Raw genomic sequence first — 25,472 nt, 5'->3', positions numbered from 1 at the left:
AAGTAAGCCCCCTAATAATAAAATATAATTCTAATTGTGGAGTGTGACTATGACCGCACGTGAAACTGTGGTTCCAGTTTTACTTGAAAAAGTGTACAAACTGATTCAAGACAAACTTGACCTTGCTCATCGACCTCTCGTAACTCAACTTGCTCAACACTTGTTTAGTAACGTTTCTCACGACGACCTGACTCAGAGAAACGAATCCGATTTATACGGTGCTGTAGTTAGCTTATGGCATCACATCAATGAAAAGAAAGCCGACGAAATTTCTGTCCGTGTTTTTAACCCGACAGTAAGTCGCCAAGGCTGGCAATCTACTCACACTATCGTTGAGATAGTGGTACCAGATAGCCCATTCCTCGTTGATTCTGTAAAAATGGCATTAACTCGCCTCGACCTCTCTTCTCACCTTATGCTTCACAACCCAACACAAATCTCACGTTCTGATAAGGGAAGTGTTGTTGGTGTAAGCAACAATGAAGGTGCTTTCCAATCGCTTTTCCATATTGAGGTTGACCGTCTTAGCAGCAAAGCTGAAATGACCGCGCTCAAAACGGAACTACTGGATATCTTTACCGATACTGGTCTTGTGGTTAATGACTGGCTACAAATGGTAGAACGACTTGAAGAAGTAACTAATCAAGTTGAACAGCAAAAAGAGACGATTCCAGTGGATAGCCAGCGTTTTGATGAAACGTTGGCGTTCCTTCGTTGGTTAGGCGAGCACAACTTTACGTTTATGGGCTACAAGGAATATGACCTTGTTTCTGTGAATGGCGACACGGAACTGCAACCTACCAAGGAGCAAGGCCTTGGTTTGTTCGCAAATTCAGATCGTGTACGCAACGTTAAGCTGTCTGAGTTTTCTGACTCGGCACGCTTAGAAGCGAAAAAACCGTATGTATTGATCGTAACCAAGGGCAACACGGCTTCACGCATTCACCGCCCAGCTTACAATGATTACATCGGCATCAAGAAGTTTGATAAAAACGGCAAGGTCATTGGTGAGCACCGCTTTACGGGTCTTTACACTTCTGCCGTTTATAACCAAACCGTTGAAACCATTCCTCTAGTTCGCGAGAAAGTTGAGCGTATCTTAGATGCAAGTGGTTACCGTAAGGGTTCATACTCTTACAAAGCTCTGCACAACATTCTTGAAAACTACCCACGTGATGAACTGCTTCAAGCTCGAGAAGAAGAGCTACTTGAAGTGGGTACGGGCGTTGTACAAATGCAAGATCGCGATCTTCTGCGCTTGTTCGTTCGCAAAGACCCGTTTGGCCGTTTCTTCAGCTGTATGGTTTACGTAACAAAAGATCGTTACAACACCGAGCTTCGTCGTCAAACCCAGCGCATCTTGAAGCAATACTTTGGCTGCGAAGAAGAAGTTGAATTCACGACATACTTCTCTGAAAGCCCACTGGCAAGAACGCACTATATTGTTCGTGTTGATAACAACAACATGGATGTGGACGTGAAAACAATTGAGCAAAATTTAATGGAAGTATCGTCTACGTGGGATGACCGTCTGTCTGAATCAATCGTTGCTAACTTCGGTGAGAGCAAAGGTCTTCCGTTATCGAAAGAGTACATGCGTGCATTCCCACGTTCGTACAAAGAAGACATGATGCCTGGTTCTGCTGTTGCAGACATCGAGCGTCTAGAAGCACTAAGTGAAGACAACAAACTTGGCATGCTTTTCTACCGACCTCAAGAAGAGGCGGCAGACTCTAAAGCTGTTCGTTTGAAATTGTTCTACCACAGTGATGAGCCGATTCACCTGTCTGATGTTATGCCAATGCTTGAAAACTTTGGCCTGCGCGTTATTGGTGAATCACCTTATGAAGTACGCAAGACCAATGGGGTGACTTATTGGATCCTTGATTTCTCGATGCTGCATAAGAGTGACAAGACGATTGATCTTCGTGAAGCTCGCGATCTATTCCAACAAGCTTTTGCTGCGATTTGGGCGGGTGAGTTAGACAGCGATGGTTTCAACCGCTTGGTATTGGGTGCAGGTCTTTCTGGCCGTGAAATCTCAATCTTACGTGCATATGCGCGTTACATGCGCCAAGTTGGTTTCCCATTTAGTCAACAATACATTGAAGACACATTGTCTCATTACCCAGATCTAGCGAAAGGGTTAGTGAGCTTATTCGGCAAGCGTTTTGACCCTAAATTGAAGGGCAGCGTGAAAGGCCAACAAGATCTTATCAAGAAGATCACTGAACAATTGGATCATGTTGAAAGCTTGGATGATGATCGTATCATTCGTCGCTACATGGAAATGATCACAGCAACGCTTCGTACTAACTACTACCAGTTAGACGACAACAAACAGTCTAAACCTTGGTTGGCTCTGAAAATGAGACCAAGCGAGATTCCAGATATCCCAGCGCCGGTTCCTGCGTTTGAGATCTTCGTTTACGCACCTGATATTGAAGGTGTGCATCTACGTGGCGGTAAAGTCGCTCGTGGTGGTTTACGTTGGTCAGATCGTCAAGAGGATTTCCGTACTGAGATTCTAGGCCTAGTTAAAGCACAACAAGTTAAGAACACAGTAATTGTACCGGTTGGTGCAAAAGGTGGTTTCGTTTGTAAGCGTCAGCACATGATGTCTGGCCGTGATGAAATTTTTGCTGAAGGTCAACGTTGTTACAAACGCTTCATCCGTGCGCTACTAGACGTATCAGACAACATTATTGAAGGCGAGGTTATCCCACCGAAGAGTGTTGTTCGTCACGATGAAGATGATCCGTACTTGGTTGTTGCTGCCGATAAAGGTACAGCAACGTTCTCAGATCTAGCAAACTCAGTATCTGATGAATACAACTTCTGGTTAGGCGATGCATTTGCCTCTGGTGGTTCTAACGGTTACGACCATAAAGCGATGGGTATCACTGCTAAAGGTGGTTGGGAATCTGTTAAACGTCACTTCCGTGAAATGGGCATCAACTGTCAAACAACGGATTTCACTGCTATCGGTGTAGGTGATATGGCGGGCGATGTGTTTGGTAACGGCATGCTGTTGTCTAAGCATATTCGTATGCAAGCTGCGTTTAACCACATGCATATCTTCATAGACCCGAATCCAGAATCAGCATCAAGCTGGGTAGAGCGTGAGCGCTTGTTTAATCTACCTCGATCAAGCTGGGAAGATTACAACAAAGACCTTATCTCTCAAGGTGGTGGCATCTTCTCTCGTCGAGCGAAGTCGATTCCTTTGACGCCTGAAATTCAGAAAATGCTGGGTACCAAGAAAGCATCAATGGCACCGAATGACTTGATCAAAGCGATCTTGTCTATGCAGGTTGATCTTCTTTGGAATGGCGGTATCGGTACATACGTTAAGTCTTCAAACGAGACTCATACTGATGTGGGTGACCGTGCAAATGACGTGCTTCGTATTGATGGCCGTGACCTGAAAGCTAAGGTTGTTGGTGAAGGCGGTAACTTGGGTATGACTCAATTGGGTCGTATTGAATACGCGCTTACGGGTGGCCGCGTTAATACTGACTTCGTTGATAACGTTGGCGGTGTTGACTGCTCAGATAATGAAGTAAACATTAAGATCTTCTTGAATGGTTTGGTGTCTAATGGTGATCTAACCGTTAAGCAACGTAACCAAGTGCTTGAATCGATGGAAGATGAAGTGGGCGAAATCGTACTAGACGACGCATATTGCCAAGCTGAATCTATTTCGGTTACTGAGCATCAAGGTGTTGGCTTAGTCAAAGAGCAAATTCGCTTCATCCACACTATGGAAAAAGCAGGGTACTTGGATCGTGGTTTGGAATACATCCCAGATGACGAAACATTGCTTGAGCGTGAAAAACAAGGTCAAGGCCTAACAAGACCAGAGCTTTCTGTACTTGTTGCTTACGGAAAAATGGTGCTTAAAGAAGATCTTGTTAGTGATGATATCGCGAATGATGAATTCCATGCTCAACAGCTTATGCAATACTTCCCAACAGCGTTACGTCGTAACTACTCTCAGCATATGGATAACCATCCACTACGCTCTGAAATCATTGCGACGGCACTGGCTAACCAAATGGTTAACGAGATGGGTTGTAACTTCGTCACTCGTCTGCAAGAAGAGACGGGCGCAAATATCGTTGATATTGCAAATGCTTACGCAGCATCTCGTGAAATCTACGGTCTTGGTAAAGTTCTGAAGAGCATCCGTGAACTGGACAATGTTTCAAGTTCCGAAGCTCAATATGAATTGATCTACCATGTTCGCCGCACACTTCGTCGCTTGGCTCGTTGGTTGCTAAGAAACCGTACCGGTAAACAGTCAGTGAAAGCACTGATTGAACTTTACCAAGGTGATGTTCTAACTATCACAGAGAAACTGGATGAAAACCTAGTGGCTTCTGAAGTAGAAGAGCATAACGCAATGGCACAGCTATGGATTGACCAAGGTGTAAACGCTGAGTTGGCTAATTCAGTCGCGCGTTTGTCTAGCTTGTACTCAGCACTGGATATATCCACAGTAGCTCGTGAAACAGGTAAAACAGTACAACAAGCGTCTAAGCTTTACTTCAATCTTGGTGATCGCTTGTCTTTGCACTGGTTCTTGAAGCAAATCAATGGCCAAGCAGTAGACAACAACTGGCAAGCGCTGGCACGTGCAGCATTCAGAGAAGATCTGGATTGGCAGCAACGTCAGCTAACTGGCCAAGTACTTAACTGCGGTTGTGCTTCAGATATTGATGTGATTAAAGCGCTTGATGATTGGATGGAAAGCAATTCGGTTTCTCTCCATCGTTGGGAAAGCATCTTGAACGAATTCAAAGTAGGTTCGGTTCATGAGTTTGCTAAGTTCTCAGTAGCACTACGTGAATTGATGCTATTGAATCTAAACTGCATGTCAACAGATTAGCGATTAGATAAAAACGAAAAGAAAAGAAACAAGGGCAGGCCATTAGGTCTGCCTTTTTAGTTTGGCCGAACAGTGTTATTTGGCAGAAAAGTGTTATTTGACAGAACAGTGCTATTAGGCTGAATAGTGAATGACGTGTCCGATTATTTCATTGAGTCACTTATGCTTGGTCAAGTTAGCTTATCCCAGGTCGAGTTAATCTATGCTCGTTACACGAATGATAGTCAAATGGGCTATTCGCCGGAGGATACGGTAACGTTTGCTTAATAATAAACCTCATTCGTTAGAAAACTCGATTATCTTACCCTTACAGACAGTAATAGATTGAATAGTTGGGTAAATAAGTAAATAATATCGCCCCGTTTACACGGCGCTTTTTTCTATCGGAGGCACAATGCTTTACCGTCTAGCCAGAACTGGCTTTTTTCAACTTGATGCCGAAAAGGCTCATGATCTTGCAATTCAAAATTTCAAACGCTTCACTGGCACACCTATTGATCTTTTGTATCGCCAACAATTACCTCACCGACCTGTAGAGTGCATGGGTCTTACTTTTAAAAACCCAGTTGGCCTTGCTGCCGGCCTAGACAAAAACGGCGAATGTATTGATGCATTTGGCGCAATGGGTTTTGGTTTTGTAGAAGTAGGGACTGTTACTCCTCGTCCACAAGCAGGTAATGATAAACCACGTTTGTTCCGTCTTGTTGAAGCCGAAGGTATTATCAATCGTATGGGTTTTAACAACCTAGGCGTAGATAACCTAATTGAGAATGTTAAGAAGTCGAACTATGACGGCATCTTAGGTATCAATATTGGTAAGAACAAAGACACGCCAATTGAAAAGGGCGCAGAAGATTACATTATCTGTATGGAGAAGGTTTACCAATACGCGGGTTACATTGCGGTAAATATCTCTTCACCAAATACTCCAGGACTTCGTTCGCTACAATATGGTGAAGCACTTGATGATCTGTTGTCTGAACTAAAAACCAAGCAATCTGAATTAGAAGCGAAGCATGGCAAATATGTCCCGCTTGCTCTTAAGATCGCTCCGGATCTAAGTGATGACGAAATCAGCCAGATTTGCGAATCATTGATCAAAAATAAGATCGATGGTGTGATCGCAACCAACACGACATTGGATCGCAGTATCGTTGAAGGCATGAAGCATTGCGATGAAGCGGGTGGCCTAAGCGGACGTCCAGTTCAATCTCGCAGTACTGAAGTTGTTCGCAAACTTCACGAAGAGCTGGGTGACCAACTACCGATCATCGGGGTAGGTGGCGTTGACTCTTACGTTGCTGCAAAAGAGAAAATGATGGCAGGCGCGAAGCTTGTACAAGTTTACTCTGGTTTCATCTACAAAGGTCCAGGACTTGTAGGCGACATCGTCAAAAATCTATAGTCCGCAAATACGATCTTAGTCCAAAGACTACAATCCGGCATCGTCTTACTAAAAGAGACACTGTAACTCACTGAGTTGTAGAGAAAAGCGATAAAAAAGAGGAATTCATTTCCTCTTTTTTTTTGCCTATCGCACAGTAAAATTACTGTAATTGAAGGTAATTTTGCGTTTTACCTAATTGAATGGTTCAACAGTGTGAGACGAAATGATGCTTAAACCTAGCGATACATGGAGTTGGTATTACGATGAGCAGCAATGTTCATTGATGCTAAACCTCGGAGAGGATATGATTTTTAAAACGAATCTGGTCCGCAATAAGCTGGTGGACTGCGCTTTTAAAGATAATGAATTCACTGTTGATGATGCATCTTCCTACCAAACCTTCAAAGAACAAATTTCTGGCTTAGAACTGTCTGAGCCACGACAAGCAGAGCTTGCACTTTATTGTGTGGCTGCAAAGCGTTTCCATAAGCCTGTACAGCCTAAAAGCTGGTTCTTCGACTCACAAGGCGCTGGCCATGAATATCCTCAAGAAGGGGATATTGTACAAATGAATAACGAGCATAGCCTTGGTTACTTCATTGTATTAGAAGTAGGAGAGTGTGCGAGCCTATGTGCATTTGTAGACTTAGAAGAGTTCCTTCTAACGCCTTCAAAAGGGTTATGCTTTGGAGACTCGATTAAAGTCATGCACGATAGAATGACTGATGCAAATGCCATCCTTCATCAAACGCATATTGCGATGGTGGGTTAACCTCTAACCTAGAGCGTCACTAGAGCATTATTTCGACCAACCATCGCTACGAATAAACCTGTAATACCTTCCCCATAATCGGCTTAATAGCCGATTTTTTTGTGCCTAAAAAAGCCTATCTCAATAAATACGACGTAGTTCATTCATTTGAATGACGTTGTTCACTTATTTAATTTGTAAAAAACGTATCTTTTTTAACCTCAATTTCGACCGATTCTCTCATTATCGATAGCGGGTTTCCTCTGTTTGTTCCCTGTTTGGACTCTTTTGTTGTTAAGTTTCAGCTCAAATTTCAAGTTGGTATATACCAATTTGGAGGTGAATATAAATGCACTTAATGATTTAAGCTTAACGATGAGTGTTATTTCTGTGAGATTGAGAGTTGTTGTGTTGTAAGGGGGGGCGAGTAAGCGATCGCTTCATGACTGAGCATTTGCTAAGCAGTTAGTAGAAAGATTCAATGAAAAGACGAGTTTAGTGTGATGCTCTAATAGCAAATTCAGGTATAATCGAGCTCATTTTTATCAATAAAAGAACACTATGAATCAATATCTAGCGGTTACCTCAAATGGCCTTGAGAATTTATTAGTTGAAGAACTAACCCAACTAGGGATTACAAACGCAAAACCTGTTCAAGCAGGTGTTAAATTCAAAGCCACCAATGAGCAAATTTATCGTTGTTGTTTGTGGAGCCGTTTGGCTTCTCGATTTGTACGTGTCCTTTCCGAATTCACTTGTATGGACGACATGGATCTTTACCTATCAACCACAGCGGTTAACTGGGTAAATCAATTCCATAGCACTAAGCGTTTCGTTGTTGATTTCAATGGTACGAACAACGAAATCCGTAATAGCCAATACGGTGCAATGAAAGTAAAAGATGCCGTTGTAGATTGCTTCGAGAAGAAGTCTTTACCGCGCCCATCTATTAGCAAAGAAAATCCAGATATTCGTATTCACGTTCGTCTACATCGCGACAAAGCGATTCTTGGTGTGGATATGGTAGGCAGTGGCCTTCATCAACGTGGCTACCGTCCAGAATCAGGTCGCGCACCACTGCGTGAAACTCTTGCTGCAGCGATTCTTCTTCGTAGTGGTTGGGATGCAACGAAACCTTTCCTTGACCCTATGTGTGGTTCAGGCACGTTAGTGATTGAAGCGGCGATGATGGCTGCAAACATAGCACCTGGTGTGAAACGTCAGAAATGGTGTTTTGAATCACTAGAAGATTTCGAACCTGAGCTTTGGGCTGAAGTTAAAGCTGAAGCTAACGTTCAAGGCCGTCGTGGCGTTAAGAAAGTAGAATGTAAGTTCTTCGGTTACGACAATGACGAACGCATGATCAAAACGGCGCGTGACAATGCACGTCGTGCTGGCGTTGAAGAGTTGATTGAATTCGAAGTAGGTGACGCAGCAAAGCTTAAACGTCCTGCAGAGTTTACTGATGGTGTGATTGTGTCTAACCCGCCTTATGGTGAGCGTTTAGGTACAGAGCCGGGCTTGATTGCACTGTACACAGCATTTGGTGCTCAACTGAAGGCTGAGTTTGGCGGTTGCAACGCGTCTATCTTCTCAAGTTCTGATGAATTACTTAGCTGCCTGCGTATGCGTGCAGACAAACAGTTCAAACTGAATAACGGTGCGTTACCGTGTCACCAGAAGAACTACTCAATTTCAGACCGCCCTATGTCTGAGCGTCCAACTGGCGAGCAAGAGCAGCTAATTGCACCTGATTTCGCGAACCGTCTTAAAAAGAACATCGGCAAGATCGGTAAGTGGGCTAAGAAAGAGCAACTAGATTGCTACCGTATCTACGATGCTGACTTACCAGAATACAATGTAGCGATTGACGTATACCCCGGTCACCTTGTGATTCAAGAATACGCAGCACCTAAAGATGTGCCGGAAGATAAAGCTAAGCGTCGTTTAACCGATATCATCCGCGCTTCTATTCAAGTGACTGGCGTTGAAGCAAACAACGTAGTGCTTAAGGTTCGTCAGAAGCAGAAGGGTCGTTCTCAATACCAGAAGATGGCTCAAGACTCTTCTAACCTAGAAGTAAACGAATACGGCGTTAAGTTGATTGTTAACCTTCATGACTATCTAGATACAGGCTTGTTCTTAGATCATAAGATCACTCGTCGCCGTATTGGTGAGATGGCTGGTGGTAAAGACTTCTTGAACCTGTTTGCTTACACAGGCAGCGCTTCTGTTCATGCTGCAGTAGGTGGCGCTCGCTCTACAACGACTGTTGATATGTCGAACACGTATCTTGAGTGGGCAAAAGAGAACATGGAACTGAACGGCCGTGTTGGTCGTCAACATCAATTTGTTCAAGCTGACTGCTTACAATGGTTGGCGAAAGAGCAAGGATCTTACGACTTGATCTTTATTGATCCGCCAACATTCTCAAACTCTAAGCGTATGGATCAATCTTTTGATGTTCAACGTGACCACATCCAGTTGATGGAAGATTTAAAGCGTCTTCTAAGAGAAGAAGGCACGATTGTGTTCTCTAACAACAAGCGTCATTTCAAGATGGATATGGAAGGTCTGGAAGAGCTGGGTCTTAAAGCTCAGAATATCTCGTCTAAGACGTTGCCTCTGGATTTCTCTCGCAACAAGCACATTCATAACTGCTGGTTGATTACTCATAAGTAATTAAGAGATTGTATAAGGATATATAGTGCTGACTCTCTACAGTACAGAAGGGTGCCATCTATGTGAGATGGCATTCAAACTCACGGAACAGCTGAATATAAGTCATCAGATCAATGTGGTGGATATCGCATTGGATGATGAGCTCTTCTCCCGTTACGGGGTCACTATTCCGGTACTCAAATTTGAAAGCTCTGACTTGTCTAAACACTCAGAGCTTAACTGGCCTTTTGGCTTGTTAGAACTTAACGATTGGTTAAAGAAGAATGGCATTACTTACAATTCATAATGGGCAATTAGCGTTTGGCGATCACCCATTATTAGATGGTGCGGATTTCGCACTGCAAGAAAACGAACGTGTGTGTTTGGTTGGCCGTAATGGTGCAGGCAAATCAACGTTGATGAAGATTTTGTCTGGCAACATCATCATGGATGACGGCAAGATGCAGATTACACAAGATGTGGTTGTATCTCGTCTAGAGCAAGATCCACCGCGTAATGAACAAGGTTCTGTTTACGAATACGTCTCGGGTGGTTTAGCTGAGGTAGGTGAGCTGCTTAAGGAATACCACAACTTACTTGATGTGATTGCAGAAGATCCTAGCGAAAAGAATTTAAATCGCCTTACTCGCGTTCAAGAAAAATTGGATCATGCAAATGCTTGGCGTTTTGAAGATCGCGTAAGTAATGTTCTTGCTGCACTTAAACTAACAGCAAATACTAAACTGACGGAACTGTCAGGTGGTTGGCAACGTAAAGCCGCACTTGCACGTGCGCTTGTATGTGACCCAGATGTATTACTGCTTGATGAGCCTACCAACCACTTAGACGTAGCAACGATCGAATGGTTAGAAGCTTTCTTAAAAGACTTCCGTGGTTCAATCATCTTTATCTCGCATGACCGTGCTTTTATTAAATCAATGGCAACACGCATTGTCGACCTTGACCGTGGCAAGCTAAGTTCTTTCCCTGGTGACTACGACAACTACTTGCTAGAGAAAGAAGAAGCGCTACGTGTTGAAGAGATGCAAAACGCAGAATTTGACAAAAAGCTAGCGCAAGAAGAAGTTTGGATTCGTCAAGGCATCAAAGCGCGTCGTACGCGTAATGAAGGCCGTGTTCGTGCTCTTAAAAAGCTTCGTGAAGAGCGTCAAGATCGTCGTGAAGTACAAGGTAAAGCGAATATCCAAATCGATACGTCTGCACGTTCAGGTAAAATCGTATTTGAAGCAGAGAACCTTAACTTTGCATTTGAAGGCAAAGAGATCGTTACAGACTTTAGCTTCAACATCATGCGCGGTGATCGCATCGCACTTATCGGGCCAAATGGCTGTGGTAAGAGTACGGTGCTTAAACTGCTTCTTGATCAACTTAAACCCGATTCAGGTCGCTTGCATTGCGGTACTAAGCTGGAAGTGGCTTACTTCGACCAATACCGTGAAATTCTAGACCCTGAGAAGTCGGTGATTGATAACCTAGCGGATGGTAAGCAAGAAGTGACTGTAGGCGGGCGTGAGCGTCACGCATTGAGCTACTTACAAGATTTCTTGTTCTCTCCTAAACGTGCTCGTACCCCTGTTAAAGCACTGTCTGGTGGCGAGAAAAACCGATTGTTATTGGCTCGTATTTTCCTTAAATCGAATAACTTGTTGATTCTCGATGAGCCTACCAATGATTTAGATATCGAAACATTGGAACTTTTAGAAGATTTGCTTGCCAACTATGAGGGTACGTTGCTTCTCGTGAGCCACGATCGTCAGTTCGTTGATAATACGGTAATGACGAGTTGGATATTTGAAGGTAACGGTGTAGTTGAAGAGTTTGTTGGTGGTTACCATGATGCTCAGAAGCAAAGAGCACAAGCACTTGAGTATCGTCAGGTTGAAAAGCCAGCAAAGACTGAAAAAGTTGTTGAGGAAACTCCCAAAACTGCGCCAGTTAAAACTAAACCTAAGAAGTTATCGTATAAGCTACAACGAGAACTAGAAGCGCTACCAATGCGTTTAGAAGAATTGGAAACTCAAATTGAAACTCTTCAGGAAGAAGTCAACGATCCAAGCTTCTTTTCAAAATCTGTAGAGCAGACACAACCAGTATTAGATAAGCTATCTGCAGTAGAGCAGGAGCTTGAAGTTGCTTTTGAGCGCTGGGAAGAGCTCGAGGCACTACAACAGGAAAGTTAAGAAGTAATAATGACTTGTACTAAATTTAAATTAACAACAGTTGCAGCCCTAGTTTTGGCTGCAACTAATGCGAATGCTGCGCTTTACAAGGTAGTTGAAGTGACGACTTCTATTACAGGTGCATCTGAAATTTTTGGTGTCGCAATTCAGCCTGGCGTTGCAAAAGATGCTGGTAATGTAGAGCTTGCAAAAGGGTGTTTTGATTCAAACGCGGCTAACTGCGCGGATAGTACATTTAAACTTGCTGGAGAGACACGTAACACCGTTGAAGCTGTTAGTTACCGTGAAGAAGTTCCATTCGCAATGGATGCTCCATTTCAATATATTCAAGAATTCGATGATTTTGAAAACTATTGTTTTAGAGAGCTAAGATATTCTACATGTGAGAGTTGGGCTCAAAATCGTTGGAACGATACTTGGAATAAGGAAAGAAATGATCTTACTCACGTTAATGCCAAAGCTTTTGTTGAGGGAGGCGCCACATTTGAGAGCCGTAATACGGTTATTAACTCTCTAGACGATAATGCTCAACCACTAGGTGTTAAATCTGAAGGTGATATCCGCAATAACGCGCTGTTTACGACGACAGCTGCACCTGCCGGAAGTTCAGAAACTCGTGCATGGAGAGCTATCACAGCAAGTAACGGTAATGTTTATAACGTAGGTAGTGTATCTACGAAAGGCCCTAAAACAGACACTTCAGATACAACGTTTAGCTCAAAAGCAGCAATCTGGGATGGAACTAATACAGAAGAAATTGATTGGGTCAGAGGTGGCAACGCCCAACAAGGTGATTACTTTGCCCAAGGCAGCATGCGCTCAATTACCGAGTCAAACTCTCTTTTTTACGGTGTAGGCTATAACACTGTAGATGGTAATGGCGATTTACAAGACATGAATGCCAGTGTTTTTGTGAGTGACTCATTAGATCTTACCAGTGCCAAATGGACTACTACACAGGTTAGTGGTGTACAGGTGAATTCTGGCTCATCCAATGATGATGCTAGATATAGTAATTCTGTAGTTACAGATATAAACAAGAACCTGTTGGCTATAGGTTACGCGAAGCGAAATGGATATGTTCCTGAAAGTGGAAGTGCAGCCAACAAAGCTTTCTTTGTTAAAGATGCTTCTAATCCTAGTGCAACATTCTTATCCGGTGGTATTTTCTTTACTGGATCTGGTGGTGAAGCAAAAGCGGTAAACAATTTTAATGAATTTGTCGGGCAGATTGATGCTGAGACGATTCGAGAAGTAGATGGCAGTGAGCGTCGACACCGCGGTTTTATTTATCCCTATAAATCTGATGATGTTTCAGGTACGTTAACGGAACGTTACGCTGGGGTTTTTCGCAGCAAATCATGGTGGTTAGATGACTTAACTAATGGTGCTAATACTGATGGTCAGGACTATTCTAACGCTAATAATTTTTTCCGTGTGATCGATGCAACAGACATTAATGATGCTGGTGTTATATCGGGAACTGCCATTAAGTGTACTGTAAATGGCGCAGCGCAACCTTATGACACAACTGCACATAACTCCTACTGTGGCGGAGCTGCTTCCAACGCAGTTGAAGAGGTTGTCGCGGTTAAGTTGGTTCCTATTAGCGGTGCTACTGAAGAAGATATCCAGACTCGTAGTACAGACACAGAAAAAGTTGACCGCCAAGGTGCTGGGTTAGGTTGGTTAGGTTTGACTGTGCTTGGCCTGTTAGGGTTCCGTAGAAAATTTAAATAATTTTATCTCTTGAGCCCGAGTTCACAATTCTGAACTCGGGCTTTTTTTCGCCTTGAGAAAAGTACAAATATGGTCGATTCTTAAAGTTGGAGTCAACAAGGCTCCACGAAGTTGTAATCATTGTATGTTAGTAAACGAACACCCGTATGAGGACTGCACTATGAAGAGACAAAAGCGTGATCGCCTAGAACGAGCACAATCTCAAGGTTACAAAGCTGGTTTAAATGGCAGGTCACAAGAAGCTTGCCCATACAGCCAAATGGATTCTAAATCGTATTGGTTAGGTGGTTGGCGTGATGCCAAAGATGATAAGCATTCAGGTCTCTATAAGTAGATAGGGCGAACATATTCAAAGGTCAAGGCTCCATGTTGTATAACAGCTGGAGCCTTGTTAGTTTTTGATAACCATACAAGGCCTTATAAACCGAGAACAGGCTGCTTAGAAAGTGATTTAAGATTGTTTCGCTGGTGGACATATAATTGATGAGAGTTACTTAGTTACACTTTAACGCACTATAACTAAAAATATTGGAATGAAAATAAAGCAACCATTGGCTGCTTTATTAAAAATCTAACTATTAGACTAGAATGCTGATGTGTCTTGGAAAAGACCAACTTTCAAATCTTTAGCAACATAGATCTCTTTACCATCAACAAGAACGCGACCGTCTGCAAGCCCCATTACTAGGCGACGGTTAACAACACGCTTCATGTGAATTTCGTAAGTTACTTTTTTAGCCGTAGGTAAGATTTGGCCAGTGAATTTAACTTCACCAACACCTAGAGCACGGCCTTTACCTTTGCCGCCAACCCAACCAAGGTAGAAGCCAACAAGCTGCCACATTGCATCAAGGCCTAGACAACCAGGCATTACTGGGTCGCCAGGGAAGTGACAGTCGAAGAACCATAGGTCAGGAGTAATATCCAGTTCAGCAAGAATCAAACCTTTACCGAAATCACCTTCAGTCTCAGACATTTTAGTGATGCGATCCATCATCAACATGTTCGGTGCTGGTAGTTGAGGACCTTCTGGCCATAGTTCGCCTTGGCTTGATGCTAGAAGATCTTCGCGAGTGTAAGAATCACGTTTGTTTTGCATTATCAATTACTCCGATTTTTGATAGGTGCATATTAGTGAACAGGTGTACGCTAAACAAGTCCGATCAGTACTAGACAAACCAGTTTTTAATGCGTCCAACGATTCCAATAGGGTGCTCATGTCTTTCAAAGTTTTCAATACGTTCCGCGATTTTACTCAGAACGCTTTCTTGTTCTTCGTCCCTAAATGGTGCGTTCATAATAAGAGGAATCGCTTCATCTACATTAGACACAGACCAGATATGGAACTCTTTGTTTTTGATGCTTTCAATTAGGTCTGGCTTCAGAGCAAGGTGTCTTAAGTTAGATCTTGGAAGGATCACACCTTGTTCGCCAGTTAGCCCATTGTGTTTACACACATGGTAGAAGCCTTCGATTTTCTCGTTTAGCCCACCAACGGCTTGTACACGGCCGAATTGGTCGACAGCACCGGTTACCGCTATTTGTTGATTGATAGGATATTCCGACAAAGCACTTACCAGAGAGCAAAGCTCAGCAAGGGAAGCGCTATCGCCATCAACCTCGCAGTATGATTGCTCAAACACAACAGAAGCAGCATATGGCAACGGATCTTCAAGGTTTAGCGCGCTGCTTACGAACGCTTGCATGATCATCATGCCTTTAGCGTGAAGGTTGCCACCAAGCTCTGCTTTTCTTTCTACATCGGTAATGTCACCATCGCCAAAGTGAATAACACAGGAAATACGAGCTGGTTCACCATACGATATTGGGTGTCCCGGTACATCGATAACAGTCAGACCATTAACTTGACCTACTTGTTCACCCTCAGTTTCGATGATGACTTGGCCATCTCGAATATCATCGAGAGCACGTTCAGGAAGGTAAGACTCGCGGTTGTATTTGTGTTGTTGAGCTTGCTGAATATGGTGAATATCAATGTCACCATTGTCCGCTTCAACTAAAGCTTCGCTCAATAGCGCATTGTGCCAAATAGGGCATAAAGGGATATAGCTCTGATCTTCAGTCTCACGCGCACCAGCGGTAAGAATCCCAATTAGTGCCTGTTGCGTAATGTATGGGAGGTTATAACGTTGCTGAAGCCATCTTAGATACCCAAGATATTGGGTCAAAGTATCGCGTGAAAGCTTAATATCTTGTTCTATTTCACTGAATAGACAAAACCCTGTTTGAATATCGCCATCTAGATAATCCAGATCACCAAGTTGAGCGCGGTCTCCGACAACAATCAACTTAATGTTGTATGTCAGTGCAGCGATAGGCGTTTGATTTAGATGCTCTGGAAAACTGCTAATTGGTTCGACTGCTTCACCGAGAAGTGCGGATTTCAATAACAACCAACTTCCTGGATTTGCAAGGATCAGATTCGCTGAGACAATGAGGTAACCATTGTTCGCTCTAGAAAGTAGACCTGGCTTTGTCGCTACAATTTCACCATTTTTAGACTGAACTTGGTCAAATAAAGCGGCTGCATTTAAAGATTCGGTTTTTATAACAGGCTGAGCATCGTCTTTTAATTCTGTCGTCAAAGATTCAACGATAAGTTGACGATAGATTGAGTTGTCAGGCGCATTAACAAGTAGAACTCGTGAAAGATTGGATAGGCGTACAAAACGGGTTAGCGCATCTCTAAATCTATGTTGAATATCTGAGAATGTGAAAGGAGAGATGTCAGGGAATTGCTCTAGTTGAGCGCTATATTCATCGTACTGAGGCGTTACATGTCGCCAATCTACTTGAGTCATTTAAATGTCTGATTATGATAATAAGGTAGGGAGTATATAGAAAAACCGAGGACTCATATAGGTCTATGTTGTAGTTACTAAACACTAAGCTAATATAAGTATGATCTTGGTCTATTCTTTCAAGACAACAATTGTTAAGTGACCTATTCTGGGTTACGCTGTCACTAGGTTAACTCTCGAGATTAGACATGAAATATCAGCAGCTTGAAAATTTAGAATGTGGTTGGAAATGGAACTACTTGGTAAAAAAATGGAAAGAAGGTGATTCGATCACTTGCCATATAGATTCAAGTGAAGCTGATGTTGCCGTGAAAGCTTTGTTGGAGCTAGAACACCAACCTACAGGGGTTCTTGAGTGGATCTCAAATAACATGTCGCCTGAGCTTGATAACAAACTCAAGCAAGCGATCAGAGCCAAACGTAAGCGCCATTTCAACGCTGAGCAAGTTCATACTAAAAAGAAGTCTATCGATCTTGATTATCGAGTCTGGGAGAAGTTATCTCAACGAGCAAACGAACTTGGTTGTACGTTATCTGATGCGATAGAGTATTTGGTTAGCGAAGCGTCTCGAAGTGAGCAGGCCAGCAAGACAGTTACTAGCCTTAAAGAAGATTTGAGTAAGCTCCTTTCTGACGATAAATAACCGTCAACAGTAGTGGTGACATTATGATGTATGTAATCTTAATTGGTGCAGCGTTGGTTTTTTGGTTAGTCGCAGTTGATCGGCCGGTATTGAAAATCAAATTTAGTGACGGGGCGATCGAACAAGTTAAAGGTCATCTTCCACCGAGCTTTAAGCACAACCTTCAAGAAATTGGCCACAATAATTCCTTCAAGGGTGAGTTGAAAGTGTATGCGAAGCGCTCTGGTTACAATCTCAAATTTACTAAAGATGTACCTAAAAGCGTTCAACAACGTATTCGTAACGTATTTCCGCATAATGGATTTAAATCCAAAGGTTCAAAGAAAGCGTAATTATCGAGAATTACGAGTTATCTGGTAAAACGTCATACTTAGTTAATTCTTAATCCCCCTAAACTGTAAGCATACTGTTCTCCCCCCCAATAAAGAGAGAGCAGTATGAGATATCTAATATTTCTGTCGTGTTTTTTATCCCCATTAGTTTTTGCCGACGATGCATTGGTTAACCCCGTAGCCAAAAAAATCAAAGCCACAGTGCTGGAAGGGCTCAACAAGAGTAATATTGATTTTGATGGTTATTGCGACCTGATGATAGAAATGAAGCACTCTAAAGGTTTTGCCAGAATTAAAAAGGTTAGGGCATCTGGCGATAGCAAAGTATGCAAACAAGCTAAAAAGCACTTACCGAGGAAGAAAAAGTTCAAATACAGCTTTCCTGAAAAGTACATCCGCCTCCATATCTCAGAATAATCCGACATCATGCACTATAACTAAATGATCTTAATTTTATTGAAACAATTACGTGAACCAATCTCTAATTTCTATTAATATTAGTTTTATTATAAAGGCAGAGTATGCCGATAAAAGAGCATTTAGGGCAAAGGAAAATCACGGTTGTTGTTAGCACATAAAAATTACACCCCTGAAGTGATTGAGATATCTAGAAAAGTCTCAATCAATGTTGAGGCTCGCTTTAATCGGTGGCTGATCTCACCGGAATATAAACTCGAGCAATCTACGGTAGATACATTACTGAGTTTGGAAAATAAATACTGTGATAGCGTTATATTTGATGAATCTGACCGCATATCTCGCAATCAACGTATTCTATTGCGTTGTGAACAAGATAGAGTTAACGCTCATCGTGAGAAAGTCGTCGCGAAGCAACAAACATTGCGCTACGTGGTCGATGATGTCAGTAATGCCGCCACTGCGCTTATGCTTGAGAAGCTTCAAGGGACCTTAATAAGCACATTGTTTTCAGAGCTACCAGACTACAACCAGTTTGCTAGTGTTGCGTATACGCCATCCTTAAACTTTTCTAAGATCCATCAGGTTTTAGATACGAGCAAATTGTTGAGTTCAAATTTAATAGAGTTTGTTTCCAATCCGGAGTTTTCTGAGAAATACGGTAGAAAGTCTAAGGTGATTCTCGACCCTAAGGTTGCAGCACAGCAGGTAGGTATAGACAACTGTCGTTTATTGTTTCCATTACTAATGAGCCAGAAACTAATTAAATGGAACGATGCTAACATCAAACACATTACTCCTAAGGTTTGGCAACATTTAGTCGTAACTTCTAATGCGACTCGAATTCGACTTCAAGACACGTCGATAAAGGATCCTAACGTCGGTATTCTACTGGGTGTTTTGAGGGTTCTGCCTTTGTTTTTGATTTGTAACCATTTTTCTTCAATATTTGAAGATGCATTGGTAAAAACGATGCTTGGCTATCGTGAAGCAAGTGACAAGCATGATGAGTATTATGCTTGTACTGAAATCCTCCCAAACACACAGTTTCTCGAGACCATGGTAGATCAATTGGATCTTAAGCTACTCAAAAATTTTGTTGAGTTTATAGATTGGAGCCCGGGTAACCAATTTATAAAGGAGGCGCTTCTAGAGGAAGTGAATGATATTCCCGTGCTAGAGCGAACAGTTTATGGTGCAGCTCTCGCTCAGGGAAGAAAGTTTTCTATTTTTGAAGCGTTAGATAACAGCGAATTGTTTAACGTTAAGCATCGCCCTTATTGGTTTTCCACAGTTCAAATGTCTATAACGACAATTGAACAAATGCAGAGTAGAGTGCCTGGAAAACTGACAACGAATATGTAAATAAGAGAAGGGAGCCACATTAAATACGGCCCCCTTCTCTTACACTGTAACTTTTGATGGGTACTGTTATTTTTAATAAGAATCAGTTGGTTATATTATTTTAACTGACCACTTCGAATGTAAACGACTCTTGTTTGGCTGTTGCGTGTTTAACGGGAATACCAAGGCGTTGGCAAGTCATCAGAACTTTAAGCTTCCTGTCGGCAGGAGCGTGTTCAGAGAGGATTACAGAACTTAGGCATTCTCTATTAAGGTACAGCTTATTGCCGAGCATCTCCTCATCAGGCAACACCCAGCGATATTCCTTTTCGTAACGCCAATTAGAATGCTTTATCTTGAATATTTTTGCTTCCAATTCAGATGTTTGGAATTCCCCCAACGATTCTAAGCGGAACATACTTAGGTCGTCTTCATACTGGACTTCAAAGCAATCGAGCTTGGCCTCACCATTATAACAATTGAGATCATACTCGATGCACATGCCTTTAAAGTTGTCGCCATACTGAGACCATAGTATTGGGTGGTCACTTGACTGAGAAAAACACATAACCTTGAAATCGTTTTGAAGTTCTTTATCGAGCAGATGGTTAGACTCAAATGGGTTATTAAAGGTCTTAGCGTAATCAAACCATAACGAACATTCGGCAATAGATTGTATGTTTCTGTCGTGGAGAGATCTGAACTTATAAAGTTTAGGCAACATATCAAACACCTAGTTTACAACATTGCTTGATGTTAACACTTTAATTCATAACTCATACCCGAATGCATAGCATTTGATTGCTCAATCACCAAATTTATTGACATAACTGTTTGATAGATCAAAATTTAAACACGAAATAGTGACCGGTTTAAGTGGTTTGTTTTGCATAAAGGCTAAGCTTTCAAGTTGTGGCTTTTTAGGAAGATACAACGTAACTTTATTTATGGTTGAATTGTCTTGTTAAAGTAGAGGTTGGGCAGGGAAAGCGTAAATAGGTGACCAAGATTAAAGCCGAACTTTAAAAGGACGGCTTTAATTGTATTGAGCCTACGAGTGAATCAAGTTTAGAAGTGGTACCTTGCACCTAAGTAAGCGGTTTGGGGTGACACGTCGATGGATTCTATTTCAACGTTTGCATAGCGGTAACCAATATGGATGTCGATGTTATCTGTTACTATCGCACCAAGCTCAGCTCCAACTTGGTAGGCTGCTTCAGACTTAGAGCCTGAGACTCCAAAAGCTTTCGCTTCCATATCCATAGAGCCAACACCGGCTAATAGAGATACATACAGATCTAAGACGTCACCTTGAACAATAAACTTTGGTTTAATGTTTACGAAGAAAGCTTGGCCTTCAATATCCATTAAGTCGCTATAGCTAACTTTTCCGATTTTTCGGTATTCGGCCTCTAGTCCCAGTTTGACGACATCGTGCGTATTGAATTCGTAGCCTCCAACCAAGGTATAGCTAAAGTCTGATAGATCAGATGAATCTTCAATAGCGCTGCCATTATATTCTAATTCAGTTTCATTATAAAAGCCGATATCAACACCAGCATAAAAATGACCATGCTCTCTAGGTGAGTTTTCGTTTTCACTAGCAAGCGCCTGCGAGCTGATGCCAAAAGCGGTGAATAGCGATAGGGCGATTGTACTGATTTTCATGTAAAGCCTTCTAAGATAGTAAGTTATTCAGTTCCAGAATATGTTAACAAACAACAGGTACTCTAACTAATCGAGAACTAGTCTAAATATCTGATTTTAAAGACTTGTTGGTAATAGAAGTGTCATTATCGCAGTTGTGAGACAAAGTACTACAGTCCAGACAGTGGCGAGTAGTATTTGTGTTGCACTGTAACTTATTATTAACCCAAGCTGTTTATAGAAGTACGTTTTGAATGGAAACGTCTGGCAATAATGACTGTTGAGCATCAAGTAAATCAAAGATAGTGGTTCGGATTGGCATAGCTATATCTATGCGAAAAGAGTAACCAAGTCTTTTCAGTCTACAAATGCAGATTCTGTCTCACTAAATCTTTCATCAATGAACACCAGTAGGCAGCATTTGTCGCTGCGGCCTTCAAACCAGTCATGATGGGAGCCGTCAATTTGGATAAGTTCACCCAAGCAATCACGACGGTAACGAGGCTGATAGACTCGAGGTTTGCGTTGTGAATGTGGCAGCCACAGTCCGTCGGCGATCATCCATTGACGGAGTGTTTCTTTAGAGACTGATAGATTGTGCAGTTCAGTCAGTTTTTCCAGAGCGAACGTTGGTGAGAAGTCAGAGTAATGCTCACGGATAAGTTTCAGTATTTCAATTCTGAAATGTTCTGAGTAGCGTCGATTACTTGGGCGTCCACGCGCTGCGTGTGTAAGACTTTGCGCGCCAAGAGAGACAAGTTGGTTTACCAAACGTCGGATATGACGCGCAGACAGGTTCAAAATGATAGCAGCGTCAACTTGGCGTAGTCGTTTTTCACGTACGTCAGTCAGAACCTTGAATCGATGAATATCTTTTTCACTCATAGTAATAAGCATCCGGATAACTTCTAATCAGACCAATATAGGTAAGCTTAGGAGGACATTTTAAAATGGCTTAAACCGGACATTACTAAATTGCTCTAACAAGCTCAGTGCGTATTATGTATATGCGGGTAAATACATAATACGTTAATTTTCAAGGTCTTGAATCCTCTAAGACCTTAATAACTCTCTCGTTTTTTATCTTGTGGGCGATGAGACCCCAGACCAAATTTTGATCACTTTCATGGAGCAAGCCTGCGATATGGAAAGCTATCTTCCAGTCTATAGAATTCCGACCATTCCGCCAGTTTCTTACGGTTGATTGGTCGACATTCAGCTTTTTTGCTAGTTGGTACTCTGAGGTGAGACCGAACTTAGCTTTAGTACGATTCAAAAGCGCATTTTCGTATGTAAAGCGTTCCATTATGATCCCTCATATTTCGTTCATTGTAGGGGTGGATTTAGCTTCAAAGCCATACGGGGCATGCTTGCCAGTAGCAAATAAATTCCAGTAGAGTGATTTATGTCAAAGGTTTAATACTCTAGGAAGGCAACGATAGTTTGCTACCACTTTAATGAATGTCAGTCATCGATCACCTATCAAAAGTTTCAAACGAAGTGCGCGTCCATTGGCCGCACTTAATCGTGATCGTTGGAGAAAGCTGTTGGAGAACCCGTCCCAATATGACTATCTGCTGTCTCGTTCGGGCAAGTCGACGCAACGCCAATACTTAACCGATATTGGCCGAGTGATGGACTACTTGGTGAGTGAGTTGGAGTTTCGTACTTGTAAGGTAGGAGTAGCGACCGCGAACGGGTTCTTGCTTCGTACTTGGGCGAATGCAGCCAAAGGTACCGGCTTACCAGAATGGCGGGTGAAACAGTGCGTGAGTTACGCAAAAGATCGAGGCTGGATCACCTCAAAGCAACCTCGAGAGAACATCAATGGCGACTGGTATGGATTGGCATCCATTAAGCGCATCACTGACAAGTATTTCCGCGATCTCGGTTTGGACCTAGCTTACGCGAACGCCAAACAAGCTGCGACTAAGAACCTCAAGAAAATGGCCGCCTCAACTGGCGTACACATCCGTTACCTCCTCACACCGATCACGTTACTGCGTAAGTTTGCACGTCGTAGTACTCAACGTCATGACAGCACTGTGCCTTAAGATCAAAGCTCAAACTGCACCTCGATCCGTCTGAACCTCGATTTTTCGAGGTTTTTCGTCTTTATTCCCATCAAATTTCATCGATTGAACGCGGTGGTTGTTCCGTTGTGGATAACCATTTCACAAAGCGGTGTTTTACGGCGATAACTACTCCATGAAGTCAGTCTTTGAGATCACAACGCATAGTCTAAAGACTAATGATCTATCTAAAGATAGATGTAAGGGACAGTTACTGTTACCCCGTGAAAAACGGGGATAACTTAATAAAGGAAGCGGCTCATCGAGCTCGCCAGCGAGCTGGAGCCTTGTGTCGCGAGACGTTCGATAGCATAGCGATAAGCACGGTATGCGCGTGTGCTGCAACGGCCATGGAGTCGCTGCGCGACGGTCTATTAGGAAAGCAAAGGCGAAATCGAAGTGCACAGTTTGATTACTTAAACCTATTAAGTTTTCTATTTTAATTGTTATAATCTATTGGTTAACGTCGAGAGACAGGGACACACCAACGTCGTGAGACAGAGGACAACACAATGACTACGCATCAACAGAGCTACCAACAATTGGTCAGAGAGCTTGAGCTCGTTGAACAAAGGCTGACCCAAGCGGCGCCAGACTGGAGCACAGTTCCCACGTTCAAGAAACCCCTTGTCGCGATCCAAGCGGCCGAAGAAGCCAGCCAACAGGTGGCGACGACCATCCACTTGCTGAAATCCCTCATGAACAATTTCCATCTTCGCTTGTGCGAACTGGAGGCGACGCATGGCCAGTAAGAATCCCGTCAAAGGTTACATCGCGTGCCCAACGCATGGCTGTGATGAGATCTGCACCGTGCACGCCGTCGGCGAGCACAAGCTCATCGAAGGGGGCGAGCCGCCTAAGAATAAGCGCCGTCTCGGTCAGCTCTATACGATTTGCCCCAGTTGCAAAACCAATCAAAGTGCGGGTAAACCGTTTCAAGACTGGTTGCACAACCACATGGTGTCGAGTCCAGACAAAGCCACTACTGGCTATAAAGACAGTGCCAATAAGAAACCCGACCCAAACACCCCTTTAAAACCGAACGAAACCAAGCCCGATAAGGGCTCAAGCAATCCCGACAAACCCAACGATAACCAACCCGCGCCGGTTACTACCCGATTAGGCTGGTCATTTTTGTTGCTGTTAAGCACCTGTGCGTTGTTGTGGTTTGGTTTAACGAAGAAAAAAGGAGTCACGCATGAGCAATGAAGCCCCATTCACGCCCGTGGAGAACGAACTGGATGAACGCGACCAACAAGCCGTTGAAGCGGTAGAAACCTTACGTGAAGCCCGAGAGCAAGACGAGGCCGAGCCGTCAGAGACGCAAGAAGCCTCGCCGGAGCCGTTGGGTTTCGGTGAAGAAGATGCGCGCATGATGCTCTCTTATGGTTTAGGTGTGGTGGAGATGACCATCGGCAGTGTGTTTGATGTGCCGTTTGAAATCGACACCCGAGCCGGTAACCAGTGGTTAGACGCTGCATCACCCATGCTGCAGAAGTACGGTCCCGCCGGATTGAAATGGTTCGGCCAATACCAAGGCGAGTTTGTGTTTGCCATGGCGTCGATGACCTTGATTGGAGGCTGTGCCAAACAAGTGCGCCAACTCAAACAAGCTCAAGAGACGGCAGAGCCAGAAATACCACAGGAGGTGGACAGTGAAGCTCCCCAATCCAGTGAACAAGAATAACGCCCACAATGCGGAGCATGTTTGTTACATGGGCACCACGGGCAGCTGCAAAACCACCGCCATTCGTCAGCTCAATTTCATTGAGCGTTCGTCTCAAGTGGTGATGTTCGATCCGTACAGTGAGCACATCGAGGCGCCGCTCAAAGGCGGCCGCGTGCACGCGTGCCACAGCTTTGATGAGTTCTACCAGAAAGCGTGGTTTGCCCGTAAGAAAAAGACCGCGTTTCGATTGGCCCTGGTCGAGCAAGATCGAACCCGTGAGAACCTCGAGCTGTTTGCCAACATGGTCTGGTCATTAGGCGATGGCCAGCATCCGAAAAAGCTGCATTGCGTGATTGAAGAGTTGGCCAAATTCACCAACACGCCCTCAAAGCTCGATGGGTTAGCCGGTGAGCTCTGGACGGGCGGCCGCGGCTTTGGATTGGTGATGCACGCGACGTTTCAGCGCGGACAAGAAGTGCCTAAGACGGTGCTCGATGAATCCAAATATGTGTACGTCGGCGCGGTCAGCTCACGGCGCAATGCCAAGTACATTGCAGACTATTTTGATATCCCTCTGGAGGCCATTTTGGGGTTGCAAAGCTGCGTTGATAGGGAGCATTTAGGGCGTAAAAAGTTCGCCGATTACATCCTTAAATCACCGGGATTAGGCAAGTGGGAGCAAGGGAAAATCTACCCCAAGCGATGACGGTAACCTAATAGGTTTAACTTTTAACCTAACAGGTTAAAGGCACTGGTCATTTTCATCGCTATACACCACGTTATCAGCATCAATCACTCTAAAGGAACTCCCATGAGATTGAACGTGAAAAATGTGGCGATTGTCGCCGGAATTGCCGCGGTAACGACGGGTGCGATCGTCTTTGCCGTGAATAA

At 43.3% G+C, this 25,472-nt stretch carries 22 protein-coding genes and 1 pseudogene; 17 read left to right on the top strand and 6 right to left on the bottom strand.

Annotated features, from left to right (window positions below; translation table 11 throughout):
- The first annotated feature begins 49 nt into the window (after positions 1–49).
- The 8 genes from L3V36_RS17220 to rmf all read left to right on the top strand — a co-directional run bounded on the left by L3V36_RS17220 (position 50) and on the right by rmf (position 13,965).
- Positions 50–4,891: an NAD-glutamate dehydrogenase gene (locus tag L3V36_RS17220; protein ID WP_102448277.1), complete on the top strand. Its 4,842-nt coding sequence runs from the start codon at positions 50–52 to the stop codon at positions 4,889–4,891.
- Positions 4,892–5,285: 394 nt separating this feature from the next.
- Positions 5,286–6,296 (top strand): quinone-dependent dihydroorotate dehydrogenase, encoded by a 1,011-nt coding sequence (pyrD, locus tag L3V36_RS17215; RefSeq protein WP_017077215.1) that lies wholly within the window; start codon positions 5,286–5,288, stop codon positions 6,294–6,296.
- A gap of 205 nt (positions 6,297–6,501) precedes the next feature.
- Positions 6,502–7,050, top strand: coding sequence for a cell division protein ZapC (locus tag L3V36_RS17210; protein ID WP_102448276.1), 549 nt, complete (start codon positions 6,502–6,504; stop codon positions 7,048–7,050).
- 540 nt (positions 7,051–7,590) lie between these two features.
- Entirely contained in the window at positions 7,591–9,711 is a 2,121-nt protein-coding gene (gene rlmKL / locus L3V36_RS17205) for a bifunctional 23S rRNA (guanine(2069)-N(7))-methyltransferase RlmK/23S rRNA (guanine(2445)-N(2))-methyltransferase RlmL (RefSeq protein WP_102448275.1), read from the top strand.
- A gap of 25 nt (positions 9,712–9,736) precedes the next feature.
- Positions 9,737–9,997, top strand: coding sequence for a glutaredoxin family protein (locus tag L3V36_RS17200; protein WP_017077217.1), 261 nt, complete (start codon positions 9,737–9,739; stop codon positions 9,995–9,997).
- Positions 9,975–11,891: an ABC transporter ATP-binding protein gene (locus tag L3V36_RS17195; RefSeq protein WP_017088511.1), complete on the top strand. Its 1,917-nt coding sequence runs from the start codon at positions 9,975–9,977 to the stop codon at positions 11,889–11,891. The genes L3V36_RS17200 and L3V36_RS17195 overlap by 23 nt, the downstream gene beginning before the upstream one ends.
- Before the next feature lie 9 nt (positions 11,892–11,900).
- The gene (locus L3V36_RS17190) at positions 11,901–13,631 is read left to right on the top strand and encodes a DUF3466 family protein (RefSeq protein ID WP_102448274.1); all 1,731 of its coding nucleotides are present in this window, start codon (positions 11,901–11,903) and stop codon (positions 13,629–13,631) included.
- A gap of 160 nt (positions 13,632–13,791) precedes the next feature.
- Positions 13,792–13,965 carry a ribosome modulation factor gene (rmf, locus tag L3V36_RS17185; protein WP_017074275.1) on the top strand — a complete coding sequence of 58 codons (174 nt, stop codon included), beginning with the start codon at positions 13,792–13,794 and terminating at the stop codon, positions 13,963–13,965.
- A gap of 249 nt (positions 13,966–14,214) precedes the next feature.
- Here rmf and fabA read toward each other — a convergent pair whose 3' ends face one another.
- Together fabA and L3V36_RS17175 are read right to left on the bottom strand one after the other, a co-directional pair.
- Positions 14,215–14,730, bottom strand: a complete 516-nt coding sequence (fabA, locus tag L3V36_RS17180) for a bifunctional 3-hydroxydecanoyl-ACP dehydratase/trans-2-decenoyl-ACP isomerase (RefSeq protein WP_010440782.1) — start codon at positions 14,728–14,730, stop codon at positions 14,215–14,217.
- A gap of 70 nt (positions 14,731–14,800) precedes the next feature.
- On the bottom strand, positions 14,801–16,453 hold the full coding sequence (locus L3V36_RS17175; protein WP_102448273.1) for a Lon protease family protein: 1,653 nt from the start codon (positions 16,451–16,453) through the stop codon (positions 14,801–14,803).
- A gap of 188 nt (positions 16,454–16,641) precedes the next feature.
- On the opposite strand from L3V36_RS17175, the gene matP reads away from it, so the two are divergent.
- The 4 genes from matP (at position 16,642) to L3V36_RS17155 (ending at position 19,211) form a co-directional block, all read left to right on the top strand.
- Positions 16,642–17,097, top strand: coding sequence for a macrodomain Ter protein MatP (gene matP, locus L3V36_RS17170; RefSeq protein WP_004733655.1), 456 nt, complete (start codon positions 16,642–16,644; stop codon positions 17,095–17,097).
- Between the two features lie 23 nt (positions 17,098–17,120).
- Positions 17,121–17,429 carry a DUF3634 family protein gene (locus L3V36_RS17165; RefSeq protein WP_017082208.1) on the top strand — a complete coding sequence of 103 codons (309 nt, stop codon included), beginning with the start codon at positions 17,121–17,123 and terminating at the stop codon, positions 17,427–17,429.
- Positions 17,430–17,534: 105 nt separating this feature from the next.
- Complete coding sequence (locus tag L3V36_RS17160) at positions 17,535–17,846, top strand: hypothetical protein (protein WP_017094068.1); 312 nt, start codon at positions 17,535–17,537, stop codon at positions 17,844–17,846.
- 144 nt (positions 17,847–17,990) lie between these two features.
- Positions 17,991–19,211, top strand: coding sequence for a hypothetical protein (locus L3V36_RS17155; protein WP_017094067.1), 1,221 nt, complete (start codon positions 17,991–17,993; stop codon positions 19,209–19,211).
- A gap of 100 nt (positions 19,212–19,311) precedes the next feature.
- On the opposite strand, the gene L3V36_RS17150 is transcribed toward L3V36_RS17155, so the two are convergent.
- From L3V36_RS17150 to L3V36_RS17135, 4 genes and pseudogenes are all read right to left on the bottom strand, one after another.
- Positions 19,312–19,914, bottom strand: coding sequence for a DUF2971 domain-containing protein (locus tag L3V36_RS17150; RefSeq protein WP_029406169.1), 603 nt, complete (start codon positions 19,912–19,914; stop codon positions 19,312–19,314).
- A gap of 344 nt (positions 19,915–20,258) precedes the next feature.
- Positions 20,259–20,858: a porin family protein gene (locus L3V36_RS17145; RefSeq protein ID WP_102448272.1), complete on the bottom strand. Its 600-nt coding sequence runs from the start codon at positions 20,856–20,858 to the stop codon at positions 20,259–20,261.
- Between the two features lie 345 nt (positions 20,859–21,203).
- Positions 21,204–21,722 (bottom strand): annotated as a pseudogene (locus L3V36_RS17140) (helix-turn-helix domain-containing protein); the annotation flags it as partial.
- Positions 21,723–21,873: 151 nt separating this feature from the next.
- Positions 21,874–22,143, bottom strand: a complete 270-nt coding sequence (locus L3V36_RS17135) for a helix-turn-helix transcriptional regulator (RefSeq protein ID WP_016787092.1) — start codon at positions 22,141–22,143, stop codon at positions 21,874–21,876.
- A 151-nt stretch (positions 22,144–22,294) separates the two neighbouring features.
- Here L3V36_RS17135 and L3V36_RS17130 point away from each other — a divergent pair, with 151 nt between their 5' ends.
- The 5 genes from L3V36_RS17130 to L3V36_RS17110 all read left to right on the top strand — a co-directional run bounded on the left by L3V36_RS17130 (position 22,295) and on the right by L3V36_RS17110 (position 25,284).
- Positions 22,295–22,891, top strand: coding sequence for a hypothetical protein (locus L3V36_RS17130; RefSeq protein ID WP_208775668.1), 597 nt, complete (start codon positions 22,295–22,297; stop codon positions 22,889–22,891).
- Between the two features lie 530 nt (positions 22,892–23,421).
- Positions 23,422–23,661, top strand: a complete 240-nt coding sequence (locus L3V36_RS17125; protein WP_017100571.1) for a hypothetical protein — start codon at positions 23,422–23,424, stop codon at positions 23,659–23,661.
- A complete protein-coding gene (locus tag L3V36_RS17120; protein ID WP_237296698.1) occupies positions 23,651–24,118 on the top strand; it encodes a hypothetical protein in 468 nt (155 codons plus the stop codon). The genes L3V36_RS17125 and L3V36_RS17120 overlap by 11 nt, the downstream gene beginning before the upstream one ends.
- Positions 24,108–24,596, top strand: coding sequence for a hypothetical protein (locus tag L3V36_RS17115; RefSeq protein WP_237296697.1), 489 nt, complete (start codon positions 24,108–24,110; stop codon positions 24,594–24,596). The genes L3V36_RS17120 and L3V36_RS17115 overlap by 11 nt, the downstream gene beginning before the upstream one ends.
- Positions 24,565–25,284, top strand: a complete 720-nt coding sequence (locus L3V36_RS17110) for a type IV secretory system conjugative DNA transfer family protein (RefSeq protein WP_237296695.1) — start codon at positions 24,565–24,567, stop codon at positions 25,282–25,284. The genes L3V36_RS17115 and L3V36_RS17110 overlap by 32 nt, the downstream gene beginning before the upstream one ends.
- Positions 25,285–25,472: the final 188 nt, after the last annotated feature.

Origin of the sequence: Vibrio sp. G-C-1, assembly GCF_021728015.1 — a bacterium.
In the GTDB taxonomy this organism is placed as follows: Bacteria; Pseudomonadota; Gammaproteobacteria; order Enterobacterales; family Vibrionaceae; genus Vibrio; species Vibrio splendidus.
Note: the sequence above shows the minus strand (reverse complement) of the source record. Positions and strands in the feature narration are given on the sequence as shown.

Excerpts from the sequence above, each read along its gene's own strand:
- L3V36_RS17150 (WP_029406169.1), bottom strand. The coding sequence starts at position 19,914 with ATGTTGCCTAAACTTTATAAGTTCAGATCTCTCCACGACAGAAACATA.
- L3V36_RS17210 (WP_102448276.1), top strand. The coding sequence starts at position 6,502 with ATGATGCTTAAACCTAGCGATACATGGAGTTGGTATTACGATGAGCAG.
- L3V36_RS17120 (WP_237296698.1), top strand. The coding sequence starts at position 23,651 with ATGGCCAGTAAGAATCCCGTCAAAGGTTACATCGCGTGCCCAACGCAT.
- L3V36_RS17135 (WP_016787092.1), bottom strand. The coding sequence starts at position 22,143 with ATGGAACGCTTTACATACGAAAATGCGCTTTTGAATCGTACTAAAGCT.
- L3V36_RS17175 (WP_102448273.1), bottom strand. The coding sequence starts at position 16,453 with ATGACTCAAGTAGATTGGCGACATGTAACGCCTCAGTACGATGAATAT.
- L3V36_RS17160 (WP_017094068.1), top strand. The coding sequence starts at position 17,535 with ATGAGATATCTAATATTTCTGTCGTGTTTTTTATCCCCATTAGTTTTT.
- pyrD (WP_017077215.1), top strand. The coding sequence starts at position 5,286 with ATGCTTTACCGTCTAGCCAGAACTGGCTTTTTTCAACTTGATGCCGAA.
- L3V36_RS17190 (WP_102448274.1), top strand. The coding sequence starts at position 11,901 with ATGACTTGTACTAAATTTAAATTAACAACAGTTGCAGCCCTAGTTTTG.
- L3V36_RS17195 (WP_017088511.1), top strand. The coding sequence starts at position 9,975 with ATGGCATTACTTACAATTCATAATGGGCAATTAGCGTTTGGCGATCAC.
- L3V36_RS17115 (WP_237296697.1), top strand. The coding sequence starts at position 24,108 with ATGAGCAATGAAGCCCCATTCACGCCCGTGGAGAACGAACTGGATGAA.
- matP (WP_004733655.1), top strand. The coding sequence starts at position 16,642 with ATGAAATATCAGCAGCTTGAAAATTTAGAATGTGGTTGGAAATGGAAC.
- rmf (WP_017074275.1), top strand. The coding sequence starts at position 13,792 with ATGAAGAGACAAAAGCGTGATCGCCTAGAACGAGCACAATCTCAAGGT.
- L3V36_RS17125 (WP_017100571.1), top strand. The coding sequence starts at position 23,422 with ATGACTACGCATCAACAGAGCTACCAACAATTGGTCAGAGAGCTTGAG.
- L3V36_RS17220 (WP_102448277.1), top strand. The coding sequence starts at position 50 with ATGACCGCACGTGAAACTGTGGTTCCAGTTTTACTTGAAAAAGTGTAC.
- L3V36_RS17145 (WP_102448272.1), bottom strand. The coding sequence starts at position 20,858 with ATGAAAATCAGTACAATCGCCCTATCGCTATTCACCGCTTTTGGCATC.
- fabA (WP_010440782.1), bottom strand. The coding sequence starts at position 14,730 with ATGCAAAACAAACGTGATTCTTACACTCGCGAAGATCTTCTAGCATCA.
- L3V36_RS17130 (WP_208775668.1), top strand. The coding sequence starts at position 22,295 with ATGAATGTCAGTCATCGATCACCTATCAAAAGTTTCAAACGAAGTGCG.
- L3V36_RS17165 (WP_017082208.1), top strand. The coding sequence starts at position 17,121 with ATGATGTATGTAATCTTAATTGGTGCAGCGTTGGTTTTTTGGTTAGTC.
- rlmKL (WP_102448275.1), top strand. The coding sequence starts at position 7,591 with ATGAATCAATATCTAGCGGTTACCTCAAATGGCCTTGAGAATTTATTA.